Raw genomic sequence first — 18,713 nt, 5'->3', positions numbered from 1 at the left:
TATCTTATACTTTCAAATCTCTTATTTTAAGGATTAAAATTGAAAATTTTTAATTTCAAACTCGTTATTTTTATAATTAGTATTATTTTTGGTGTTATTTTTGCTATCCCATCACTTTTACAAACAGATTATGGAAAAAAAATAAATTTAGGTCTTGACCTTCAAGGTGGACTTCATTTGCTTTTAGGTGTAAATACTCATGAAGCAGTAACTTCAAAGATGAAATCAATAGCAACAGCAGTTAAATATTTTAGTGATGATGAAGAACTTTTAATAGATGGATTAACTGTTGAAAATGATAATGTTGTTTTTTCTGTTTTAGACAAAGATGAGATGCCTAAAATAGACAAAATGTTAGCGGAGATTAGTGGTTTAGAAATCTCTAAAGATAATTTAGAATATAAATTAAAGCTTACAAATGAAGAAGTTTTAAAAACTAAAGATTTTTCTGTTGTTCAAGCTGTTGAGACTATTAGAAATAGACTCGATCAATTTGGGCTTAGTGAACCAACTGTTCTAAGACAAGGTGAAAGCGATATAGTTGTTCAACTTCCAGGTATTAAAACAGCTGAAGATGAAAAAGCAGCTAGAGATTTAATCTCAAAACCAGCAAATCTTGAGCTTATGGCAGTTGATGAAGATAAAAATGAGCAAGTATATCAAATGACTAGCTCACAAGCTGCAGCTTATGGAGATTTGATTTTAGAGGATACAAATAATCCAAATAAAAAATATTTAGTTAAAGAGATACCAATTTTAGATGGAAGTCAAATTGTTGATGCAAAAGTTGCATATAATCAATCAAATCAGCCAATTATTAATTTTACTCTAAACTCGGCAGGAGCTAGAATTTTTGCTGATTTTACAGGAAAAAGTGTTGGTAAAAGATTAGCAATTGTACTTGATGGAAAAGTTTATTCAGCTCCAAATATTAATGAAAGAATTGGTGGTGGAAGTGGACAAATTTCTGGTGGATTTACGGTTGCTGAAGCAGGAAATGTAGCAATTGCTCTTAGAAGTGGAGCATTATTAGCTAGTGTAAATCTTTTAGAAAAAAGAAGTGTTGGACCATCTCTTGGAGCTGATAGTATAAAGGCTTCGATGATAGCACTAATTAGTGGAACTGTTTTAATTTTCCTATTTATGATAGTTTATTATAGAAGAGCAGGACTTATTGCAAATATTGCTCTTATTGCAAATGTTTTTATTCTTTTAGCTGTAATTGCTCTTTTTGGAGCTACTTTAACACTTCCTGGTATGGCTGGAATTATTCTTACAATTGGTATGGCAATTGATGCCAATGTAATTATTAATGAGAGAATTAGAGAAGTATTAAGAAGTGGTGCAAGTGTCCATAAAGCAATAGAAGATGGATATTCAAATGCTCTTAGAGCTATTATTGATGCAAATATTACAACTTTACTTGTAGCAGTTGTTTTATACGCTTATGGAAGTGGTGCTATAAAAGGTTTTGCCGTTACTATTTCAATTGGAGTTTTAACATCAATGCTTACATCAATAGTTGGAACTCATGGTATTTATCAAGCAATTTTGCCAAAAATTGCAAAAGATAAAAATAATAAAAAATGGTTTGGAGTTGCATAATGGAAATTTTTAACAATAGTAAAACTTATGATTTTATGGGTAAGAAAATTACCTTTTTAGCTATTTCTGGAATTTTAATTATAGCTTCAATTTTTCTATTATTAACTAGAGGTTTAAATTATGGTATTGATTTTATTGGTGGTACAATAGTTCAAGTTAAATATGATGGTCCTGCACCAATAGATAAAATAAGAGAAGTTTTAGAAGGTACTAAATATGCTGGGTCTAATGTAACAGAGTTTGGAAACTCTGAGGAAGTAACTATTAGATTTACAGGTAGTTCAAGTGATGTAACAAATGATATTAGTGATCAAATGAATAAGATTTTGGTTCCAACTGGAAAATTTGAGATTAGAAAAATTGATATGGTTGGAGCAAAAGTTGGTTCAGAACTTAAAACAAAAGGAACTATGGCACTTATTATGGCTCTTTTAGCTTTGCTTATATATATAGCAGTTAGATTTGAGTGGAGATTTGCTATTGCTTCTGTTATTGGTCTTATTCATGATGTTATTATTACTTTAGGACTTTTAAGTCTATTTAAAATTGATATAAATCTGGATATGGTAGCTGCTATTTTAACCTTAGTTGGATATACAGTAAATGATACTATTATTGTAAATGATAGAATTAGAGAAAGTTTATATACAAGTAAAGAGAGAGATTTAGATAAATTAATAAATGAATCAGTTAGTAGAACATTATCAAGAACAATATTAACATCTTTAGCAACACTTTTTGTTGTTTCAACAATGTTAATATTTGGTGGTGAAATTATTTATGCCTTCTCCTTTACTCTATTTGTAGGAATTATAATTGGAACATACTCTTCAATTTTTGTAGTTTCTCCATTTATTAAATTCCTAGGATTTAATATTGATGCTTATAGAAGTAAAGAGGCTCAAAAAGAGGCAAATAGAAAAGAGAAAGAGAAGTTAAGAGCTATGTATGAACAAGGAAGAGTTTAAAACTCTTCTTTTGAAAAAGGCTTAATTATGAATTCAATTAAAGTTTTGATTTCAATTATTATTGCATTGACAATTGCTGTTATAATAATTTTTTCTATAATATTAAATAATGATACAAAAAAAGAGAAAGAACAAGTAAATAAAAATCCAAGCTCTATTCAACAAAGAAAAGATGCATTAAAAGAGGTTTTTAAATAGACTCTTTTTTTAAGAGTAAAAAGATAAAGTAAGCTCCAAAAAAACTTATTGGTGCTAAAACATATTTATAAATATATCCATCAACTACCAAATATCCAAAAAAGTTTAGAATAAAAATAAATATCATAATTTTTAAAGTTGTATCAATATATTTATTTAAAGAATCTATTTTTAGATATTCAAGCTTTGTCAGAACTATTACTAAAAAAAATAGATTAATAATTAAAGAAAAAAATGAGGCTTCATAATCTTTTAGATTTATGATATTTAATATTTGCACAAAAATAGATATAAGAACTACAAAAATTGAACCAAATTTTGAAATAGCATTTAGTTCAAAAAATTTCTTTAAACAACATTTTGAAGTTGGCCAAAGAAGCCTAGAATTTTTATTTTTCATCTCTTATCTTATCAAAAATAGATTCAATATCAACTTCCCCACTATTTTCAAAGTTTTTCATAGTGTGTAGTTCAAAAACAACAACCTTTTTATCTTTTAGATTTGAAGAATTACTTGCACCAAAGCCTGATGAAAAGAGTCTATCTCTTGGGATATTAAGTCTTATTAATTCTCTAATTACATTATTAGCTCTTGCAGTTGATAAATCTAATGCATCTTGATATTTTGATTTTTTAACTTCATTCTCTTCAGCATAACCTTTTACATTTATTTCTGTATCACTTGGAAGTGTTTCAAAAAGTTTAGCTAAACGTTTAAGGAAACTAGGGGCATGTTCATTTGTAATATCTGCTTTTCCTGATTCAAAGATAAGTTGAGCAGGAATTGTCATAATACTTCCTTCTGAAGATTCAATAATATGTCCACCTTTAATTCTTTTATTTTCTAATTCATCAAGTTTTGAATAAGCTTCCATTATCATTTTTTGACCCTCTTCAGAGTCATCATTAGGGTCATCTGTTGTTGATTTTTCGCTTTTATCTTGCTCTTTTAAAGTATCAGCTGCGGCATTAAAATTATAAATTTTTATAAACTCATCTTTTAATGCTTTTTGTTTTTCAATATTTGCCGAAGCTAAAGCATATAAAGCAATAAAAAGAGCTAGTAAAAGACTTAAAAAGTCTGCAAAAGGAACAGCCCACTTTTCACCAGCAGGACATTCACACTTACATTTTTTTTTAGACATAATTACACTTTATATGGCATTGCAGTTACCATTTTTGTAAGTTTAAGTTTAAGCTCACCTGGTGCATCACCTCTAGCCATACCCTTACAAGCGGCCACAATTAGTTGTTGCTCTTTTATTACTAAATGAGCTTTTGCTTTTAGTTTATGTCCCCAAGGACCTAAAAACATATAAGATCCAGCAATACCTGTAACAGTTGCTGTAAATGCTCCAGCAATACCAGCAGCCATTTCAGCAGGATTATCAAGTTTTTGAAGTGCTAGGATTAGTCCAAGTACTGCTCCAACAAGTCCCATTGTAGGTGCAGTTTCTCCAGCTAATAACCAATAATGAGAAGCTCCATGATAGTAGTGTTCAGTCTCTTCAATAATAGGTTCAAGGTTTTCTTCTATTTGTTCCTCTTTACTACCATCAACAACCATACTTAAAGCCTCTTTTAAAAAATCATGGTTAATATTCTGGATATCTTTTTCTAATGCTAAAACACCCTGTTTTTTTACAACAATTGCGTATTCAATTAATTCATCAATTCTTGCTTCAAAGTTAATTGGAAGTTTTTTAAAAACTAATTTAATCTCTTTAAAAGCAGCTTTTACTAGATGAGATTCAGTTGCAGTTATTGCTGCAAGCATAGCTGTAGGAATAACGATAAGAAATGAGGTAAAGTGCAGAAGATGAAGGGGATTTCCTCCCTCCATAATATCTCCTACTGAAATAGAAGTAAGTGCGCCTATCATTCCTATAAGTACTGATAAATCCATTTATTATCCTGTGAAAAATTTAGTTTTATTATATCTTAATTACTTAAAAATTTGCTGTCATAATTTATATATCTTTTTAAAAAGTGGATTTTTATCATTTTTTAGATATTATGTTTGCCTTATTTTAGAAAAACAAATATAAAAAAGGATGCAAAATGAATTGGGGAAAAGTTACCTTTATCTTTTTTACTTTAATGTCTCTTACAACAACGGCTGGATTTTTATATGAGCAAAATGTAGTTGCTCTATTTGTAGCTGCTGGGGTTAATTTAATCTCTACAATATTAAAAATGGGTGTTAAAAATCTTTTATCAGCAGAGCTACTTGCAAGCTCACTTGTTGCAGATTTACACTTAATTCCTGCATTTTTGGTATTTGTATTTTCTGGAAATTTAAAATTGGTAATAGCTTTGGCAATAGGTGCAATTATTGCAAATTTATTTTCAGTTGCTTTAACTTTAATTGAGAGTGCTAAAAATAATGATAAGGATGAGTTTTGATAGAATATAATTCAAAAAATATTGAAAAAAAATGGCAAGATTTTTGGCAAGAAAATGGCTCTTTTGAACCAAGTGAAGATTATAAAAAAGAGAAAAAATATATTTTAAGTATGTTTCCATACCCAAGTGGTAGAATTCATATGGGACATGTGAGAAATTATTGTTTAGGTGATGCTTTTGCTAGACATTTTAGAAAAAATGGTTTCAATGTTCTTCATCCAATAGGTTGGGATAGTTTTGGAATGCCTGCGGAAAATGCAGCTATAAAAAATAAGCTTCACCCAAAAAAATGGACTTATGAAAATATTGATTATATGAGAGAAGAGTTAAAATCTTTAGGATTGTCTTTTAGTAAGAATCAAGAGTTTGCAACAAGTGATGAGCTTTATACAAAGTGGGAACAAGAGTTTATCATTAAAATGTATGAAGAAGGAATTGTTTATAGAAAAAGTGCAACAGTAAATTGGTGTAATGATTGTCAAACAGTTTTAGCAAATGAGCAAGTTGTTGAGGGTTGTTGTTGGAGATGTGATAATGAGGTTGTTCCAAAAGAGATGCCAGGTTATTATATAGCAATTACAAAATATGCACAAACTTTACTTGATGATTTAAAACTTTTAGAAAACTCTTGGCCATCTCAAGTTTTAACAATGCAAGAAAACTGGATTGGAAGAAGTGAAGGTTTAGAGTTTAAGTTTGATTTATCTATGGAATCAAGAGGGAAATTAAATAGAGTATTTACAAAATATTTTGTATTTACAACAAGACCTGATACTATTTATGGAGTTACTTATTCAGCACTTGCTCCTGAACATCCAATAGTAAAATATATTTTAGAAAATGAACTTTTACCAAAGAATAAATTAAATGCAATAAAAAATATGCAAAAAATCCCAGAAAGAGAAAGGGGAGCTTTAGAAAAAGAGGGAATTGACCTTGAAATTGAAGCTGTTCATCCATTAACTGGACAAAAAATACCAGTTTGGGTTGCAAATTTTGTTTTAAGCTCTTATGGAGAGGGTGCTGTTATGGCAGTTCCAGCACATGATCAAAGAGATTTTGAGTTTGCAAAAAAATATAATTTACCAATTAAGCAAGTAATTATTGGAAGTAATGGAGTTGTAGAAAAACCAACAGAAGCTTTTGTTGATGATGGAATTTTAATTGATAGTGAGAGTTTTTCAGGACTTAAAAATAGTGATGCAAAACAAGCAATTATTTACCACTTTGAACAGAACTCTTTTGGTATTAAAAAGATTAATTTTAAATTAAGAGATTGGGGAGTTTCAAGACAAAGATATTGGGGAGCTCCTATCCCTTTTGTACATTGTAATAGTTGTGGATTAGTTCCTGAGAAGTTGGAAAATCTTCCTGTTGCCTTACCTAGTGATGTTGAGATTACAGGGGAGGGAAATCCACTAGACCTTCATCCTACTTGGAAAAAATGTTCTTGTCCAAATTGTGGTAAAGAAGCAACAAGAGAGACTGACACTTTAGATACTTTTGTTCAATCATCTTGGTATTTTTTAAGATATGCAACAAATTATAAAAAATGGAAAAAAGAGGGAATCTCAGAAAGTGATAGCTCTTATTGGATGGATGTTGATCAATATATTGGTGGAATTGAACATGCTATTTTACACCTTCTATATGCAAGATTTTTTACAAAAGTATTAAAAGATTTGGGATATACAGAATCAAATGAACCATTTAAAAGACTTTTAACTCAAGGCATGGTTTTAAAAGATGGTGCAAAGATGTCTAAATCAAAAGGAAATGTAGTAGATCCAGATATGATTATAGATAAATATGGTGCTGATACAGCTAGACTATTTATTCTATTTGCTGCTCCACCTACAAAAGAGTTAGAGTGGAATGATAGTGCTGTCGAGGGTGCTTATAAATTTATAAAAAGATTTTATGAAAGAGCGAAAAATGTAACAAAAGTTGGAATTGATAACTTTAAAAATCTTGAACAAAACTCTTTAAATAAAGATGAAAAAGAGGCTAGAAGAAAAGTATATGAAGCTCTTATTAAATCAAATGAGGTATTTAATAAAACTTATGCTTTTAATACTTTAATTGCTTCTTGTATGGAGGCTTTAAATGCTCTATCTGCTCAACAAAATGATAGTGTTTGGGCAGAAGCTTACTATATTTTAACAAATATTTTAGAGCCTATTATTCCTCATGCTAGTTGGGAATTAGCAAATAAATTGTTTGAGCTTAAAAACTTTGATAATGTTTTAGAAATAAAAGAAGAGGTATTTACAAAAGATAGTATAGTTTTAGCAGTTACAATTAATGGTAAAAAAAGATGTGAGATTGAAGTAAGTCCAAATGCTTCAAATGATGAGATTTTAGCTTTAGCAAAACAAAATTCTGCTAAATGGTTACAAGATTTTACAATTATAAAAGAGATTGTTGTTCCAAATAAGCTTGTAAATTTTGTAATTAAAGGATAAAAAATGAGAGTTTCTAAAGGTTTTTTAGTTTTAGTTTTTACAATAATTCTTGGTCTTACTTTTACAGCTTGTGGATATAGACCAAGTGTAAATTATGCAAAACAAGAGATGAGAGGAAATGTTTTTGTAAGATTAAATGTTAGTTTAGAAGACCCTAGAAACTCTGTTTTAGTAAAAGATGCTGTTACAAAAATTTTAATCCAGAAATTGGGTTCTAATATGGTTGATAACGAGAAAGATGCTGATGTTGTTATGGATTTAGGAATAAATAGAGTATCTATGGAGACTTTACAATATGATAGAGATGGATATAATAAATTATATAGAGCGAATGTATTTATTGGTGTAAAATATTTTAGAAAAGATAATAACAATAAAGTAAAAAGCTTTACAGTTGATGGTGAACATGATTTTGCAATTGAAACAGGAACTAGTATAAATGACTCTCATAGATTTGATGCAATTACAAAAGCAAGTGATAAAGCTGTAACTGAAGTATTATCAAGAATGGCAGTGTCATCTTTTAAATGAGTTTAAAAAATTTAACTTTAAAAGAGTTTTTGGAACATAAAACTCTCTATTATGACAAAATAGATTATAGTTATATAAAAAAATCTGCTGATATTTTGTTAAAACATATAAAACTTCCTTTTACTATTCATATTGTTGGAACAAATGGAAAAGGAAGTACGGGAAGATTTTTATCTTATTATTTATATAAAAATGGTTTTAAAACTCTTCATTATAGCTCTCCACATATAAAAAAATTTAATGAACGAATTTGGATAAATGGAAGTGATGTTAGTGATGAGTTGTTAGAAATATCTCATAATTTCTTACTTAATATTTATGATGAAGAACTTTTAAATAAGCTTACATATTTTGAATATACAACTCTTTTAGCTTTTTATATAGCAAAAGATTGTGATTATTTGGTACTTGAAGCAGGACTTGGTGGAGAGTTTGATGCTACAAATGTGGTAAAAAATGACTTAAGTTTAATTACAACTATTGGGCTTGATCATATCTCTTTTTTAGGGGATACCATAGAAAAAATAGCTAGAACAAAGATGCGTTCAGTTGATACAAAAATGATTATAGGTTATCAAGAGTTTGAAGAAGTTTATGAGACAGCAATTAAAGTAAAAGATGAGCTAAAAATTGAATTTAATAGAAATATAGAGATTTTAAAAGTTGAAGATTTTAATATAGATTATAATTTCTCTTTTGCTAACTATTTAAAAAGAAATTTAAGTCTGGTTTTAAAGGCTTTAAATGAGTTGCCTTTTTCTAAAACTAATCCTATAAATCTTGAAATCTTTAATTCAACACCACTTTTTGGAAGATGTCAAAAAATAAGAAAAAATTTAACTATTGATGTTGGGCATAATCCATTAGCTGCTACTGTTTTACTAAAAGAGTTTGAAAATAAAAAGGTAAATTTAATCTATAACTCTTATGCTGATAAGGATTATAAAGAGGTTCTTACAATTTTAAAACCAATTATAAAATCTATATTTATAATAGATTTACAGGATACTAGGATAGTTAAAAAAGAGAAATTAATAGAAGTTATAGATGAGTTAAATTTGGATTTAAAAGAGGATTTAAATTTTAAAGAAGATGAAGAGTATTTAGCTTTTGGTTCTTTTTTAGTTATTGAAAAGATTTTGGAAAAAATAGGTTATGAAAACTCTTGAACAACAACTGCAAGAGCTATATTTACAAAAGCAAGAGCTAGAAAGTAAAATATTAGAGTTAGAGAACTCTATAAAAAATCAAACTATAAAAGAGAAAAAAGAGTTTTCAAAGCTTGAAAAAATCGAGCTTTTTAGAAAAACTTTTATTTGTAGAGAAGATATTTTTGCAAAAAAATGGAAGAGTAAAGATGGTTTAAAAGAGGGGTTTAGTCCTGTAACTTCTACTTTTATGGGGGAAGATTATCTTCCTTTTACAAATAAAGATTTAGAAGAGCATTTAAGAGGAAATGTTTTTTTAGCTTCATATTTAATAAATAAAAATCAAGAGTGTAAATATGTTGTTTTAGAGCTAAATAGTGAAGATGTTTTTAGGCTTCAAAGAGCTTTATTAGAGCTAAATATACCAGTTTCTTACTCTCTTAGTTCATATAACTCTATTTTTGCTTGGATATTTTTTAAAGAGATGATAAGTTCAAAAATAGCATATAGTTTTTTATATTTTCTACAAAAAAAGGCAAATATTAGTGCAAAACTCTATCCAAATAGTGAGTTTGCAACAAGAGAAAAATTAGGAAATTATATAGAGCTTCCTTTACAACTTCAATATAGAAATAAAAACCGTACAGTTTTTTTAGATATTAATACAAAAAAAATTTATAATGACCAGTGGGGTTATTTATCAAATATAAAAAGAGCTACTAAAGAACAAGTATATAGTTTTGCTAAAGTTTTAAGCCCACAAAATGCACAAAAAGATTTGAAAAATATAGATTTTCCACTTAATAGTTTTGAGATTATTTTAGATAGTGGAATTAAAATTCCTATTATAAATCTTTCAAAAAGTTTTATAAGTAAATTAAAATCTTTTGCAACTTTTGAAAACCCTCAAATAAAACTTCTATTATCTTTGCGAAAACCACTATATAATACTCCAAAATATTTAAAAGGTTATGAAGAGAGTAGTGAATTTTTAACTCTTCCACGAGGATTAAAAGAGTTGATCTTCTCATATTTTAAAGAGAATTTACTAAATTTTAGTGTAAAAGATAATCGTATTTTTGAAGAAATAGAGACAAAAGAGATTAAATTTACTCTAAGACCAGAGCAAGAAGATGCTATAAGAGAGATTTTAAAATTTGATAGCTCTATTTGTGTAGCACCACCTGGATTTGGTAAAACACTTATTGGAGCAAAAATCTTTGAACAAAGAGCAGTAAAAACTTTGATTATTGTAAACAAAAATATGTTACTTGACCAGTGGATAAGCCGTTTTGTGGACTACTTTGGATATAAGAAATCTGATATTGGATACTTAGGAAAGAGTCAAAATAAGCTTAATGGAAATATAGATATAGCTACTATGCAAAGTTTAAATAATAGTGTGGAGATAATAAAAAATTACACTCAAGTAATTGTTGATGAGTGCCATCATATTCCTGCCTTGACTTTTGAGCAGATTGTAAAAAACTTCAAAGGAAGATATATTTTAGGGCTTAGTGCCACACCAAATAGAAAAGATGAGCTTGAAGCTATTTTATATCAGCAATTAGGCTCTATCTCTTATGAGTATAAAAAGCCAAAAACACACTCAAATAAGTTACAAGTTATAAAAACAGAGTTTACAAGTTCTAGTGATAACTACTCAACAATAATAAATGAATTGGTTGTAGATGAAAATAGAAATCAAAAAATTATAGAAACTATAAAGAAAAATGTTGATAGAAAAATACTTCTTTTGAGTGATAGGATTGAACATTTAAATATTTTAGAAACTATGTTAAAAAATGAAAATATTCCTTTTATTGCAATTCATGGAAGTCAAAATAGAAAAGAGCAAGTAGAAAATATGCAAAAGGTAAAATCTAGCTCTTTGATATTAGCAACTAGCTCTTTTTTTGGAGAAGGGATAGATTTCCCCCATTTAAATACTATTATTTTTGCAACTCCCATCTCTTTTTATGGAAGATTGATACAATATTTAGGGAGAATTGGAAGAGGAAATCAAGAGTGTTTAGCTATTGATTTTTTAGATTCTAAAAATCCTATGTTAAACTCTACTTACAAAAAAAGGCTTGAAGGCTATAAAAATATGCATTATAAATAATAATTATTTATAATAAAAATAAAACTTCTATATATAAATATTTATTATATTTTAATACTCTTTTTTATACACTAAAAAATATTTTTTATTAGGAGTTAATTATGAAATTAGGAAAAATTCTAATTGTTAGTTCGTTGTTATTTAGTTCAGTTTTTGCAGCAGAGTTTTTAAGTTATGATGCATATAGCAAAAAATTAAAAGAGGAAGCAAAACAATCAGGAATGATGGCAACAACTCAAGAGGTAAAAGATGCCCTAAATGCAAAAGATTGGGCAGTTGTTGATGTAAGAACTATGGAAGAGTGGGCCGGAGCTGCTATAAAAGGTTCTCAAAGAGTAGGGCGTGAAGCTCCTGAAAAAGCTTTAGAAAATATTGTTTTAGATGATGATGGAAAATTTATAAAAGATAAATTAATTGTTGTTTGTAATACAGCTTCAAGAGCTGCTATTGAAGCACAAGCTTTTAAACAAATGGGATTTACAACAGTAAAAATATATGAAATAAACAGATGGATTGATGAGTGTAACCCTGTTGTTACAAAATATACAGCTGGTGAGCATAAAGAAGGAACTAAAACTAAGTTTGGTAACTATTATGCTGAGCATTGTAAAAAATAGATAAAAAGTAGAGATTTCTACTTTTTACAAAAAATATCTCTGTTTTATATGCTCTTTGATTTTATCTATTTCAACTAAAATAAATCCATCTACACAGCCGTTAAAATCTTTATCAACATTAAAATCTAAAAATTTAACTCCATCATCTTGTGTTAATTCACTATATTGCTTATATAATGGTGGAATTGTTACTCCAATATTTCCTAATGCCGATTTTAAAGCTCTAAAATCTTCTTTTATATCTCCTAATTTAAAAAAATCTCTTAAATCATAAATATTATTTGTATAGTAATAAGGAGTTTTTGCTTCTACTAATCTTCTAGGTTCACTAAAATAGTGACTATAATAAAATACAATTAAATCTTTTGCAATTGCTGGAAAAGTTCCTGAAATAGAAACAGGTCCAAACATATATTTTATATTAGGATTTGCTTTTAAATATGTTCCAATTCCAAACCAAAGATAATCCAATGCTCTTGTTCCCCAATATTTTGGTTGTACAAAACTACGACCTAGTTCTACTGAATTTTGAAGATAAAAGATAAATTCATCATTAAATTTAAATAAAGAGTTTGAGTAGAAACCTTTTGTACCCAATCTTTTAAATACTAAATCAGAGTTGGCAATTCTATAAGCTCCTATAATCTCTAATTCACTTTTATCATATAGAATTATATGTTGGTAATAAATATCGTATTTATCAGTATCTCTTTTTTTATTTACACCTTCTCCAATTTTTCTAAATGAAAGTTCTCTTAATCTTCCAATCTCCTTTAAAACAATAGAATCTTCTACATAGTCATATAAATATATTTTTTTTCCATCATTTGTTTCACCTAAAAGTTGAGATTTTTTTAGCTCATTTAGTAAATCGATTCTACTAACAGGATGAGCTATGGCATTTTGTGTTTGAAAGAATGATTTTTTACCATTTTTTAAAGCATAAAGATGTTTTTTATATAAATTTATTAAAAAATCTTTATTTAAACCTCTTGGAGTAAGATTTTCATTTGGAATTATTTGTCCAATTTTTATATTTATAATTTTTGATTTTTTATTAAACATCTCATTTGATAATAAAAGAGTTGAAAAAGTTTTATTTAATAAAGAGATTGTATAAAAAGTTTTAGAATTTTTTGCATCTAAAAATATTGGTAAAATTGGTGAATTACTATTTTTTGCAAAATTTAAAAAACCTTTATTCCAAGAAGGATCTTTTATCCCTTTTGGTGTAGCACGACTTACTTCTCCTGCTGGAAAAATAATTAAAGCTTCTTCATTGTTTAAAGCTTCATATACTTTTTTAATACTCTCTTTTGTTTGCCTATCTTTGTAATTATCTATTGGAATAATAAGAGAATTTAAAGCTTCAAATCCAACTAAAAAATCGTTTGCTAAAATTCTTACATCTTTTCTTACATTACCAACTAATTTTAATAAACATAGAGCATCAAGTCCACCTAATGGGTGATTTGCAATAATTATAACTTTTCCACTTGTTGGAATATTTTGTAAATCATTACTTGAAACTGTATAATCAAAGTCGAAATACTCTAATACATTATCTACAAAATCAAAACCTTTTAAATGAGAATTTTGTGATAAAAATTTATTTATTGAATCCTCATGGACAATTTTTTTTGCTATTTTAAATAGGGATTTTTTTAGAAAGTTATCTTTTTCTTTTATTTTTGGAAATTTTTTCTCTATCTCTTTTTCTATATCAATCATTTGTTACTCCTCTTCTATGAAAATTTTAGATAATCAAAGTTTCAAATTAGTTACATAGCTATAGGTAAATCAAAAAGTTTTTAAATGAGATGTGTTAAAATCATTTTATTTTATATAGGAGATTTTATGAGTAAATCTGATATTACAAATATATTTACAATTTTGATTATGGCTTATGGTTATTCAAATAGCAATAATATTGTCTTTATGGTTGGACTTTTTGCTTTTAGTGGTGCAATTACAAATACTTTAGCAATACATATGCTTTTTGAAAAAGTTCCATTTTTGTATGGAAGTGGAGTAATAGAGAGTAAATTTAAAGAGTTTAAACTATCTATAAGAAATCTTTTAATGGAGCAATTTTTTACAAAGGAGAAATTAAATAATTTTTTTCAAGATGAGATGAATAGTGCAAAAACAAATATTAATTTTGAAAAAATATTACAAAATACAGATTTTACTTTGGCTTTTAACTCTTTAAAAGAGTCAATTATGCAATCACCTTTTGGTGGAATGATTGCTATGTTTGGTGGAGAGGGTGCAATAGATGGATTAAAAGAGTCATTTATACAAAAACTCCAAAGTTCTATTATTGAGATATCAAAAACACAAACTTTCCAAGAGACAATGAAAGAAACTTTGAAAAATGAAGATTTTACAAATGATATTTATAATAAATTAACTTTAATTGTAGATTCAAGACTTGAAGAATTAACTCCAAAAATGGTTAAAGATATAGTACAAAATATGATAAAAGATCATATGTTTTGGTTAGTTGTTTGGGGAGCAGTTTTTGGTGGATTAATTGGGTTTATAGGAGCTTTGGTCTCTTAAAACCAAAGCTAAAGAAGTTTATGTATAGTAGGTAAAAACTTTTTCTTCTGTTTTATTTTCATCTTTTATAGAGTTTTTTAACTCTTCTAACTCTTTTTCTATTTTGCTTTTTTCATCTTCAATTCTTTTAATTACAGCTTTTAAAGTCTCTATTTCATTATGTAAAATCTCATTTCTTTTTTTTAAGATAAAAGCTTCATTCTTTGATTTTTCAGCATCTTCCATAGCAAGTCTACTTAATAATTCATAGTTCATAATAAAAATCCTTACAAAATAATATTTCATTATACAATAAATAGGCTTTTTAGTAGTAATTGGGCATAAAACTTTTATATGATAAAATCTTGCAATTTTTTTTAAGGTTTACAATGATTACAATTGATGTTTTAGTTTTATTAGAAGTAGATGGTTTACAAGATAGAGAGAAGTTTGAAAAACATATAAAAAAAGAGGGTTTTATAAAAGTTGAAAATGAGGATTTTGTATATACAGGAAACTCTACAACTACAACTATGGCAACAAAAGCTTATATTTTGGAAGTTTTTAAAAAAGGTTTACAAAAAAGTGGTTTCCAAGATGCTTCAATTGTTTTTTTACTAAATGAAACTCCGTATCCACCTTATATTTGGGATAAAAATACAAATGATTTTGAATTAAGTGAAGATAAAAAATAGTGAAAAATATATATGAGTTTTTAAAAAATTTAAAAAATGAAAAAAGATTAAAAGATTGCCAACTTTTAATAGTAAATGATGACACACAAGCTCAAATAGCTTCTCACATAGTATCTTTTTTAGGTTTTAAACCTTTTGTAATGGCTGATTTTAGAGCAAATTTCAAAGATGATTTACTCTCTTTTAGTGATGAACTTCAAGATATTACAAAAACTTTGCAAGATTTTTATACTTACAAAAAAGAGGATAAAATCCTTATTTCTCCTTTACGAACTATCAGTTTTCCTATGCCTAAAAAAGAGTGCTTTGATGAACTTAAAATAAATTTTGCTGATAAATTAGATTTACAAGAGTTTAAACAAAAACTTTACTCTTGGGGGTACTATTTTGTTGATATTGTTACAAGTGCAGGAGAAGTATCTATTCGAGGGGATATCTTTGATATAGCACCACTTGGAAGTGATTTTGGATATAGAGTAAGTCTGTTTGATGATGAAGTTGAAAGTATTAGAAAATTTGATATAGAAGATCAAAAATCTCAAAAAGAGGAGCTAGAAAGTATTACTATAACTCCTGCTTTTTTGGCTTTAAGTAATGATAATTTTGAAGAACTTAGCCAAAAAGTAGAACTAAGTTCAAGTGATGCTTTTATAAAAGATATACACTCTTTAGGTTTTTGGTATTTAGATAATCTTGCATACTATTTACCTCAAAATATGAACTCTTTTATAACTCAAGAAGCTTTGAATGAGCTTGATGAAGCATATATTTTTGAAGAGAAAAGATTAAATAAAGATAAGTTTCTTACTATTCCTCAAATATATTCAAGTAAAAATTATAAGGAAATAGCTCCACAAAATATAAAAGAGTTTATCTCTTTTCATAAAGATAAGAAAATTACTCTAATCTCTACTAGCGAAGCTAGAATTAAAGCACTTGAACTTCCACTTGATGAAAAGGGTATAAAATATCATTTTAGTGATGAAATAATAAACCTAATGAGCGGTGATGAACTTATAATTTCTTTAAATAAAGAGGTTAAAAAAAGAAAGAAAAAAAGAGTAAAACTAGTTGTTGATGAATTAGTAATTAATGATTTTGTTGTTCATGAAAAGCATGGAATTGGTATTTATAAGGGAATAGAGCCAGTTTCAATTATGGGTGCAAAAAGAGATTTTGTGGTAATTCATTATCAAGGGGAAGATAGGCTTCTAATTCCTGTTGAAAATATCGATACTATTGATAGATATGTAGCTGATGGGGAATCTTATGCAATAGTTGATAAGTTAGGTCGTGGAAGTTTTACAAAACTTAAAGAAAAAGTAAAAGATAGACTTTTTGAAATAGCAAATGATATTATAAAACTAGCAGCTGCTAGAGAGCTTGTAAATGGAATAAAAATCTTTATAGATGACTATTTAATAAAAAGATTTCAAGAAAAAGCTGGATTTACATATACAAAAGATCAAACTAGAAGTATAAATGAGATTTTTGCTGATATAAGCAGTGGAAAAGTTATGGATAGGCTTTTAAGTGGTGATGTTGGTTTTGGGAAAACGGAAGTTGCTATGAATGCTTTAATTGCTGTTATAAATAGTGGTTATCAGGCTATTTTTGTATGTCCTACAACACTTTTGGCAACTCAACATTATCACTCAATAAGTAAAAGATTTAAAGAGTTTGGTATAGATGTTTTTAAGCTAGATGGAAAAACCAGTACAAAAGAGAAAACTTCTATCAAAAAAGGTTTAGAAGATGGAAGCATAAAATTTGTTATTGGAACACACTCTTTATTAGATATAAAAACAGATAATTTAGCTCTTGTCATAATAGATGAAGAGCATAAATTTGGTGTTAAACAAAAAGAGAAATTAAAAGGACTTAGAGAAGATGTACATATTTTTTCTATGAGTGCAACTCCAATTCCACGAACTTTAAATTTAGCCTTATCAAAACTAAAAGGTATGAGTTCTCTTCTTACACCTCCTAGTGAAAGATTAGGAGTGAGAACTTATGTTAAAGAGTATAGTGAAGCACTTATAAAAGAGGTTATTTTAAGAGAAAAAAGAAGAGGTGGACAACTATTTTATGTACATAATAATATTGCTTCTATTGAAGAAAAAAAGAAAGATTTATCACAAATTGTACCAAATATAAAAATAGATATTATTCACTCTCAAATAAAACCCTCTGATGCAGAAAAGATAATAGAGAATTTTGAAAACAGAGAGTTTGATATTTTATTAGCAACTTCAATAGTTGAAAGTGGGATTCATCTTCCAAATGCAAACTCTATAATAATTGATGGAGCAGATAGATTTGGAATTGCTGATTTACATCAATTAAGAGGGAGAGTTGGACGAAGTAACAAAGAGGGATTTTGCTACTATGTAGTTGAAGACAAAAGTAAGATTACTCCCGAAGCTATAAAAAGATTAGTTGCTTTAGAGTCAAACTCATATTTAGGAAGTGGAACAGCTTTAGCTCATCAGGATTTAGAAATAAGAGGTGGTGGAAATATCATAGGAGCTGAACAAAGTGGACATATAAAGCAAATAGGGTATGGTTTATATCTAAAAATGCTTGAAGATACACTAGCCGTATTAAGTGGTGAAACTAAGTCAAATGAACAAAATATAGATATAAAATTAGCAATTTCAGCATATATTAGTGAAGATTATATCAGTGAAGATAGAATTAGATTAGAACTTTATAGAAGATTAAGCAAGGTTTTAAATAAAGAGGCTTTATATGAAATAGAAGAGGAGATGGAAGATAGATTTGGAAAACTTGATACTCCTACAAAACAGTTTATGGAGCTGATTTTAATAAAGATTTTAGCTTTACAAAAAGGTATAACTCAAATAAGCTCTTATGAAACAAATATAACTTTTGTAAAATCTGATGGAGTAAAAGAGAGTATTAAATCAAGAAGTAAAGATGATGACGATATTATAAGTAGTACTTTAGAATATTTACGAAAATAGATAAAAATTTCAAAAAAATTTTGTATTTTGAAAAGATTAGAAAAATATATTAAGAGGGATAGTTTATGCCATTTTTAGAAGAAGAGAAAGAGGAGCTTTTAAAAGTAAAATTTGTAGGTGAAACAGTTATAAAAAGGTTTGAGCAAATAGGTATAGATTCTTTAGAAAAGTTATCAAATAGTAGTGTAGAAGAGATAACACAGATTGTTTCAGATGTTTTAGGAAGTAGCTGTTGGAAGAACTCTCCACAAGCAAAAAAAGCTGTTCTTAATGCCATTGAATTTGCAAGAATGAAGCTTAAATAGATTTGTTAGAATTAGAGATTAAAGTTATAAAATGATAAGATATTTCAAAAAAGAGAGATTTTAAAATTTATATTTCAGCAACTGAACATAAAATTATATGAATTATTTGTAGTTTAAGT

Annotated in this window: 18 protein-coding genes; 13 read left to right on the top strand and 5 right to left on the bottom strand. The window is 27.6% G+C overall.

Annotated features, from left to right (window positions below; all coding sequences use genetic code 11):
- Positions 1–39 precede the first annotated feature (39 nt).
- Genes secD through AFAEC_RS09070 form a run of 3 tightly spaced genes read left to right on the top strand, consistent with a single transcriptional unit; the run spans position 40 to position 2,771 of the window.
- Positions 40–1,605, top strand: coding sequence for a protein translocase subunit SecD (gene secD / locus AFAEC_RS09080; protein WP_026805245.1), 1,566 nt, complete (start codon positions 40–42; stop codon positions 1,603–1,605).
- Positions 1,605–2,573: a protein translocase subunit SecF gene (gene secF, locus AFAEC_RS09075; RefSeq protein WP_026805246.1), complete on the top strand. Its 969-nt coding sequence runs from the start codon at positions 1,605–1,607 to the stop codon at positions 2,571–2,573. Before secD ends, secF begins: the two co-directional genes overlap by 1 nt.
- Positions 2,574–2,600: 27 nt before the next feature.
- Positions 2,601–2,771 (top strand): hypothetical protein, encoded by a 171-nt coding sequence (locus tag AFAEC_RS09070; protein WP_154656338.1) that lies wholly within the window; start codon positions 2,601–2,603, stop codon positions 2,769–2,771.
- Here AFAEC_RS09070 and AFAEC_RS09065 read toward each other — a convergent pair.
- The 3 genes from AFAEC_RS09065 to motA are packed head-to-tail and all read right to left on the bottom strand — an operon-like array spanning position 2,764 to position 4,677.
- Positions 2,764–3,171, bottom strand: coding sequence for a hypothetical protein (locus AFAEC_RS09065; protein ID WP_026805247.1), 408 nt, complete (start codon positions 3,169–3,171; stop codon positions 2,764–2,766). The two genes, AFAEC_RS09070 and AFAEC_RS09065, sit on opposite strands and share 8 nt — an antisense overlap.
- The gene (gene motB, locus AFAEC_RS09060; RefSeq protein WP_026805248.1) at positions 3,161–3,916 is read right to left on the bottom strand and encodes a flagellar motor protein MotB; all 756 of its coding nucleotides are present in this window, start codon (positions 3,914–3,916) and stop codon (positions 3,161–3,163) included. Before motB ends, AFAEC_RS09065 begins: the two co-directional genes overlap by 11 nt.
- 2 nt (positions 3,917–3,918) lie before the next feature.
- Positions 3,919–4,677: a flagellar motor stator protein MotA gene (gene motA, locus AFAEC_RS09055; protein ID WP_026805249.1), complete on the bottom strand. Its 759-nt coding sequence runs from the start codon at positions 4,675–4,677 to the stop codon at positions 3,919–3,921.
- 155 nt (positions 4,678–4,832) lie between these two features.
- Between motA and AFAEC_RS09050 the strand changes: the two genes are divergently transcribed.
- The 6 genes from AFAEC_RS09050 (at position 4,833) to AFAEC_RS09025 (ending at position 12,063) form a co-directional block, all read left to right on the top strand.
- A complete protein-coding gene (locus tag AFAEC_RS09050) occupies positions 4,833–5,177 on the top strand; it encodes a DUF6394 family protein (protein WP_026805250.1) in 345 nt (114 codons plus the stop codon).
- Positions 5,177–7,642 carry a leucine--tRNA ligase gene (gene leuS / locus AFAEC_RS09045; RefSeq protein WP_026805251.1) on the top strand — a complete coding sequence of 822 codons (2,466 nt, stop codon included), beginning with the start codon at positions 5,177–5,179 and terminating at the stop codon, positions 7,640–7,642. Before AFAEC_RS09050 ends, leuS begins: the two co-directional genes overlap by 1 nt.
- A 3-nt stretch (positions 7,643–7,645) precedes the next feature.
- Positions 7,646–8,173: an LPS assembly lipoprotein LptE gene (gene lptE, locus AFAEC_RS09040; protein WP_026805252.1), complete on the top strand. Its 528-nt coding sequence runs from the start codon at positions 7,646–7,648 to the stop codon at positions 8,171–8,173.
- Positions 8,170–9,342 (top strand): Mur ligase family protein, encoded by a 1,173-nt coding sequence (locus tag AFAEC_RS09035; protein ID WP_026805253.1) that lies wholly within the window; start codon positions 8,170–8,172, stop codon positions 9,340–9,342. Before lptE ends, AFAEC_RS09035 begins: the two co-directional genes overlap by 4 nt.
- The gene (locus AFAEC_RS09030; protein ID WP_026805254.1) at positions 9,329–11,446 is read left to right on the top strand and encodes a DEAD/DEAH box helicase; all 2,118 of its coding nucleotides are present in this window, start codon (positions 9,329–9,331) and stop codon (positions 11,444–11,446) included. Before AFAEC_RS09035 ends, AFAEC_RS09030 begins: the two co-directional genes overlap by 14 nt.
- 101 nt (positions 11,447–11,547) lie before the next feature.
- Complete coding sequence (locus AFAEC_RS09025; RefSeq protein WP_026805255.1) at positions 11,548–12,063, top strand: rhodanese-like domain-containing protein; 516 nt, start codon at positions 11,548–11,550, stop codon at positions 12,061–12,063.
- 24 nt (positions 12,064–12,087) lie between these two features.
- On the opposite strand, the gene AFAEC_RS09020 is transcribed toward AFAEC_RS09025, so the two are convergent.
- On the bottom strand, positions 12,088–13,794 hold the full coding sequence (locus tag AFAEC_RS09020) for a lysophospholipid acyltransferase family protein (protein ID WP_026805256.1): 1,707 nt from the start codon (positions 13,792–13,794) through the stop codon (positions 12,088–12,090).
- 126 nt (positions 13,795–13,920) lie between these two features.
- On the opposite strand from AFAEC_RS09020, the gene AFAEC_RS09015 reads away from it, so the two are divergent.
- Entirely contained in the window at positions 13,921–14,628 is a 708-nt protein-coding gene (locus AFAEC_RS09015; protein ID WP_026805257.1) for a hypothetical protein, read from the top strand.
- Between the two features lie 18 nt (positions 14,629–14,646).
- Here the strand turns inward: AFAEC_RS09015 and AFAEC_RS09010 are convergent, their stop codons facing one another.
- Positions 14,647–14,883: a hypothetical protein gene (locus AFAEC_RS09010; RefSeq protein WP_026805258.1), complete on the bottom strand. Its 237-nt coding sequence runs from the start codon at positions 14,881–14,883 to the stop codon at positions 14,647–14,649.
- 113 nt (positions 14,884–14,996) lie between these two features.
- On the opposite strand from AFAEC_RS09010, the gene AFAEC_RS09005 reads away from it, so the two are divergent.
- From AFAEC_RS09005 to AFAEC_RS08995, 3 genes are all read left to right on the top strand, one after another.
- Positions 14,997–15,302 carry a hypothetical protein gene (locus AFAEC_RS09005; RefSeq protein WP_026805259.1) on the top strand — a complete coding sequence of 102 codons (306 nt, stop codon included), beginning with the start codon at positions 14,997–14,999 and terminating at the stop codon, positions 15,300–15,302.
- On the top strand, positions 15,302–18,289 hold the full coding sequence (gene mfd, locus AFAEC_RS09000) for a transcription-repair coupling factor (RefSeq protein ID WP_026805260.1): 2,988 nt from the start codon (positions 15,302–15,304) through the stop codon (positions 18,287–18,289). Before AFAEC_RS09005 ends, mfd begins: the two co-directional genes overlap by 1 nt.
- Before the next feature lie 65 nt (positions 18,290–18,354).
- Positions 18,355–18,594: a hypothetical protein gene (locus tag AFAEC_RS08995; RefSeq protein ID WP_026805261.1), complete on the top strand. Its 240-nt coding sequence runs from the start codon at positions 18,355–18,357 to the stop codon at positions 18,592–18,594.
- Positions 18,595–18,713: the final 119 nt, after the last annotated feature.

It is taken from the genome of Aliarcobacter faecis (assembly GCF_013201705.1).
Classification (GTDB): domain Bacteria; phylum Campylobacterota; class Campylobacteria; order Campylobacterales; family Arcobacteraceae; genus Aliarcobacter; species Aliarcobacter faecis.
This window is presented reverse-complemented; position numbering and strand designations above follow the sequence as displayed.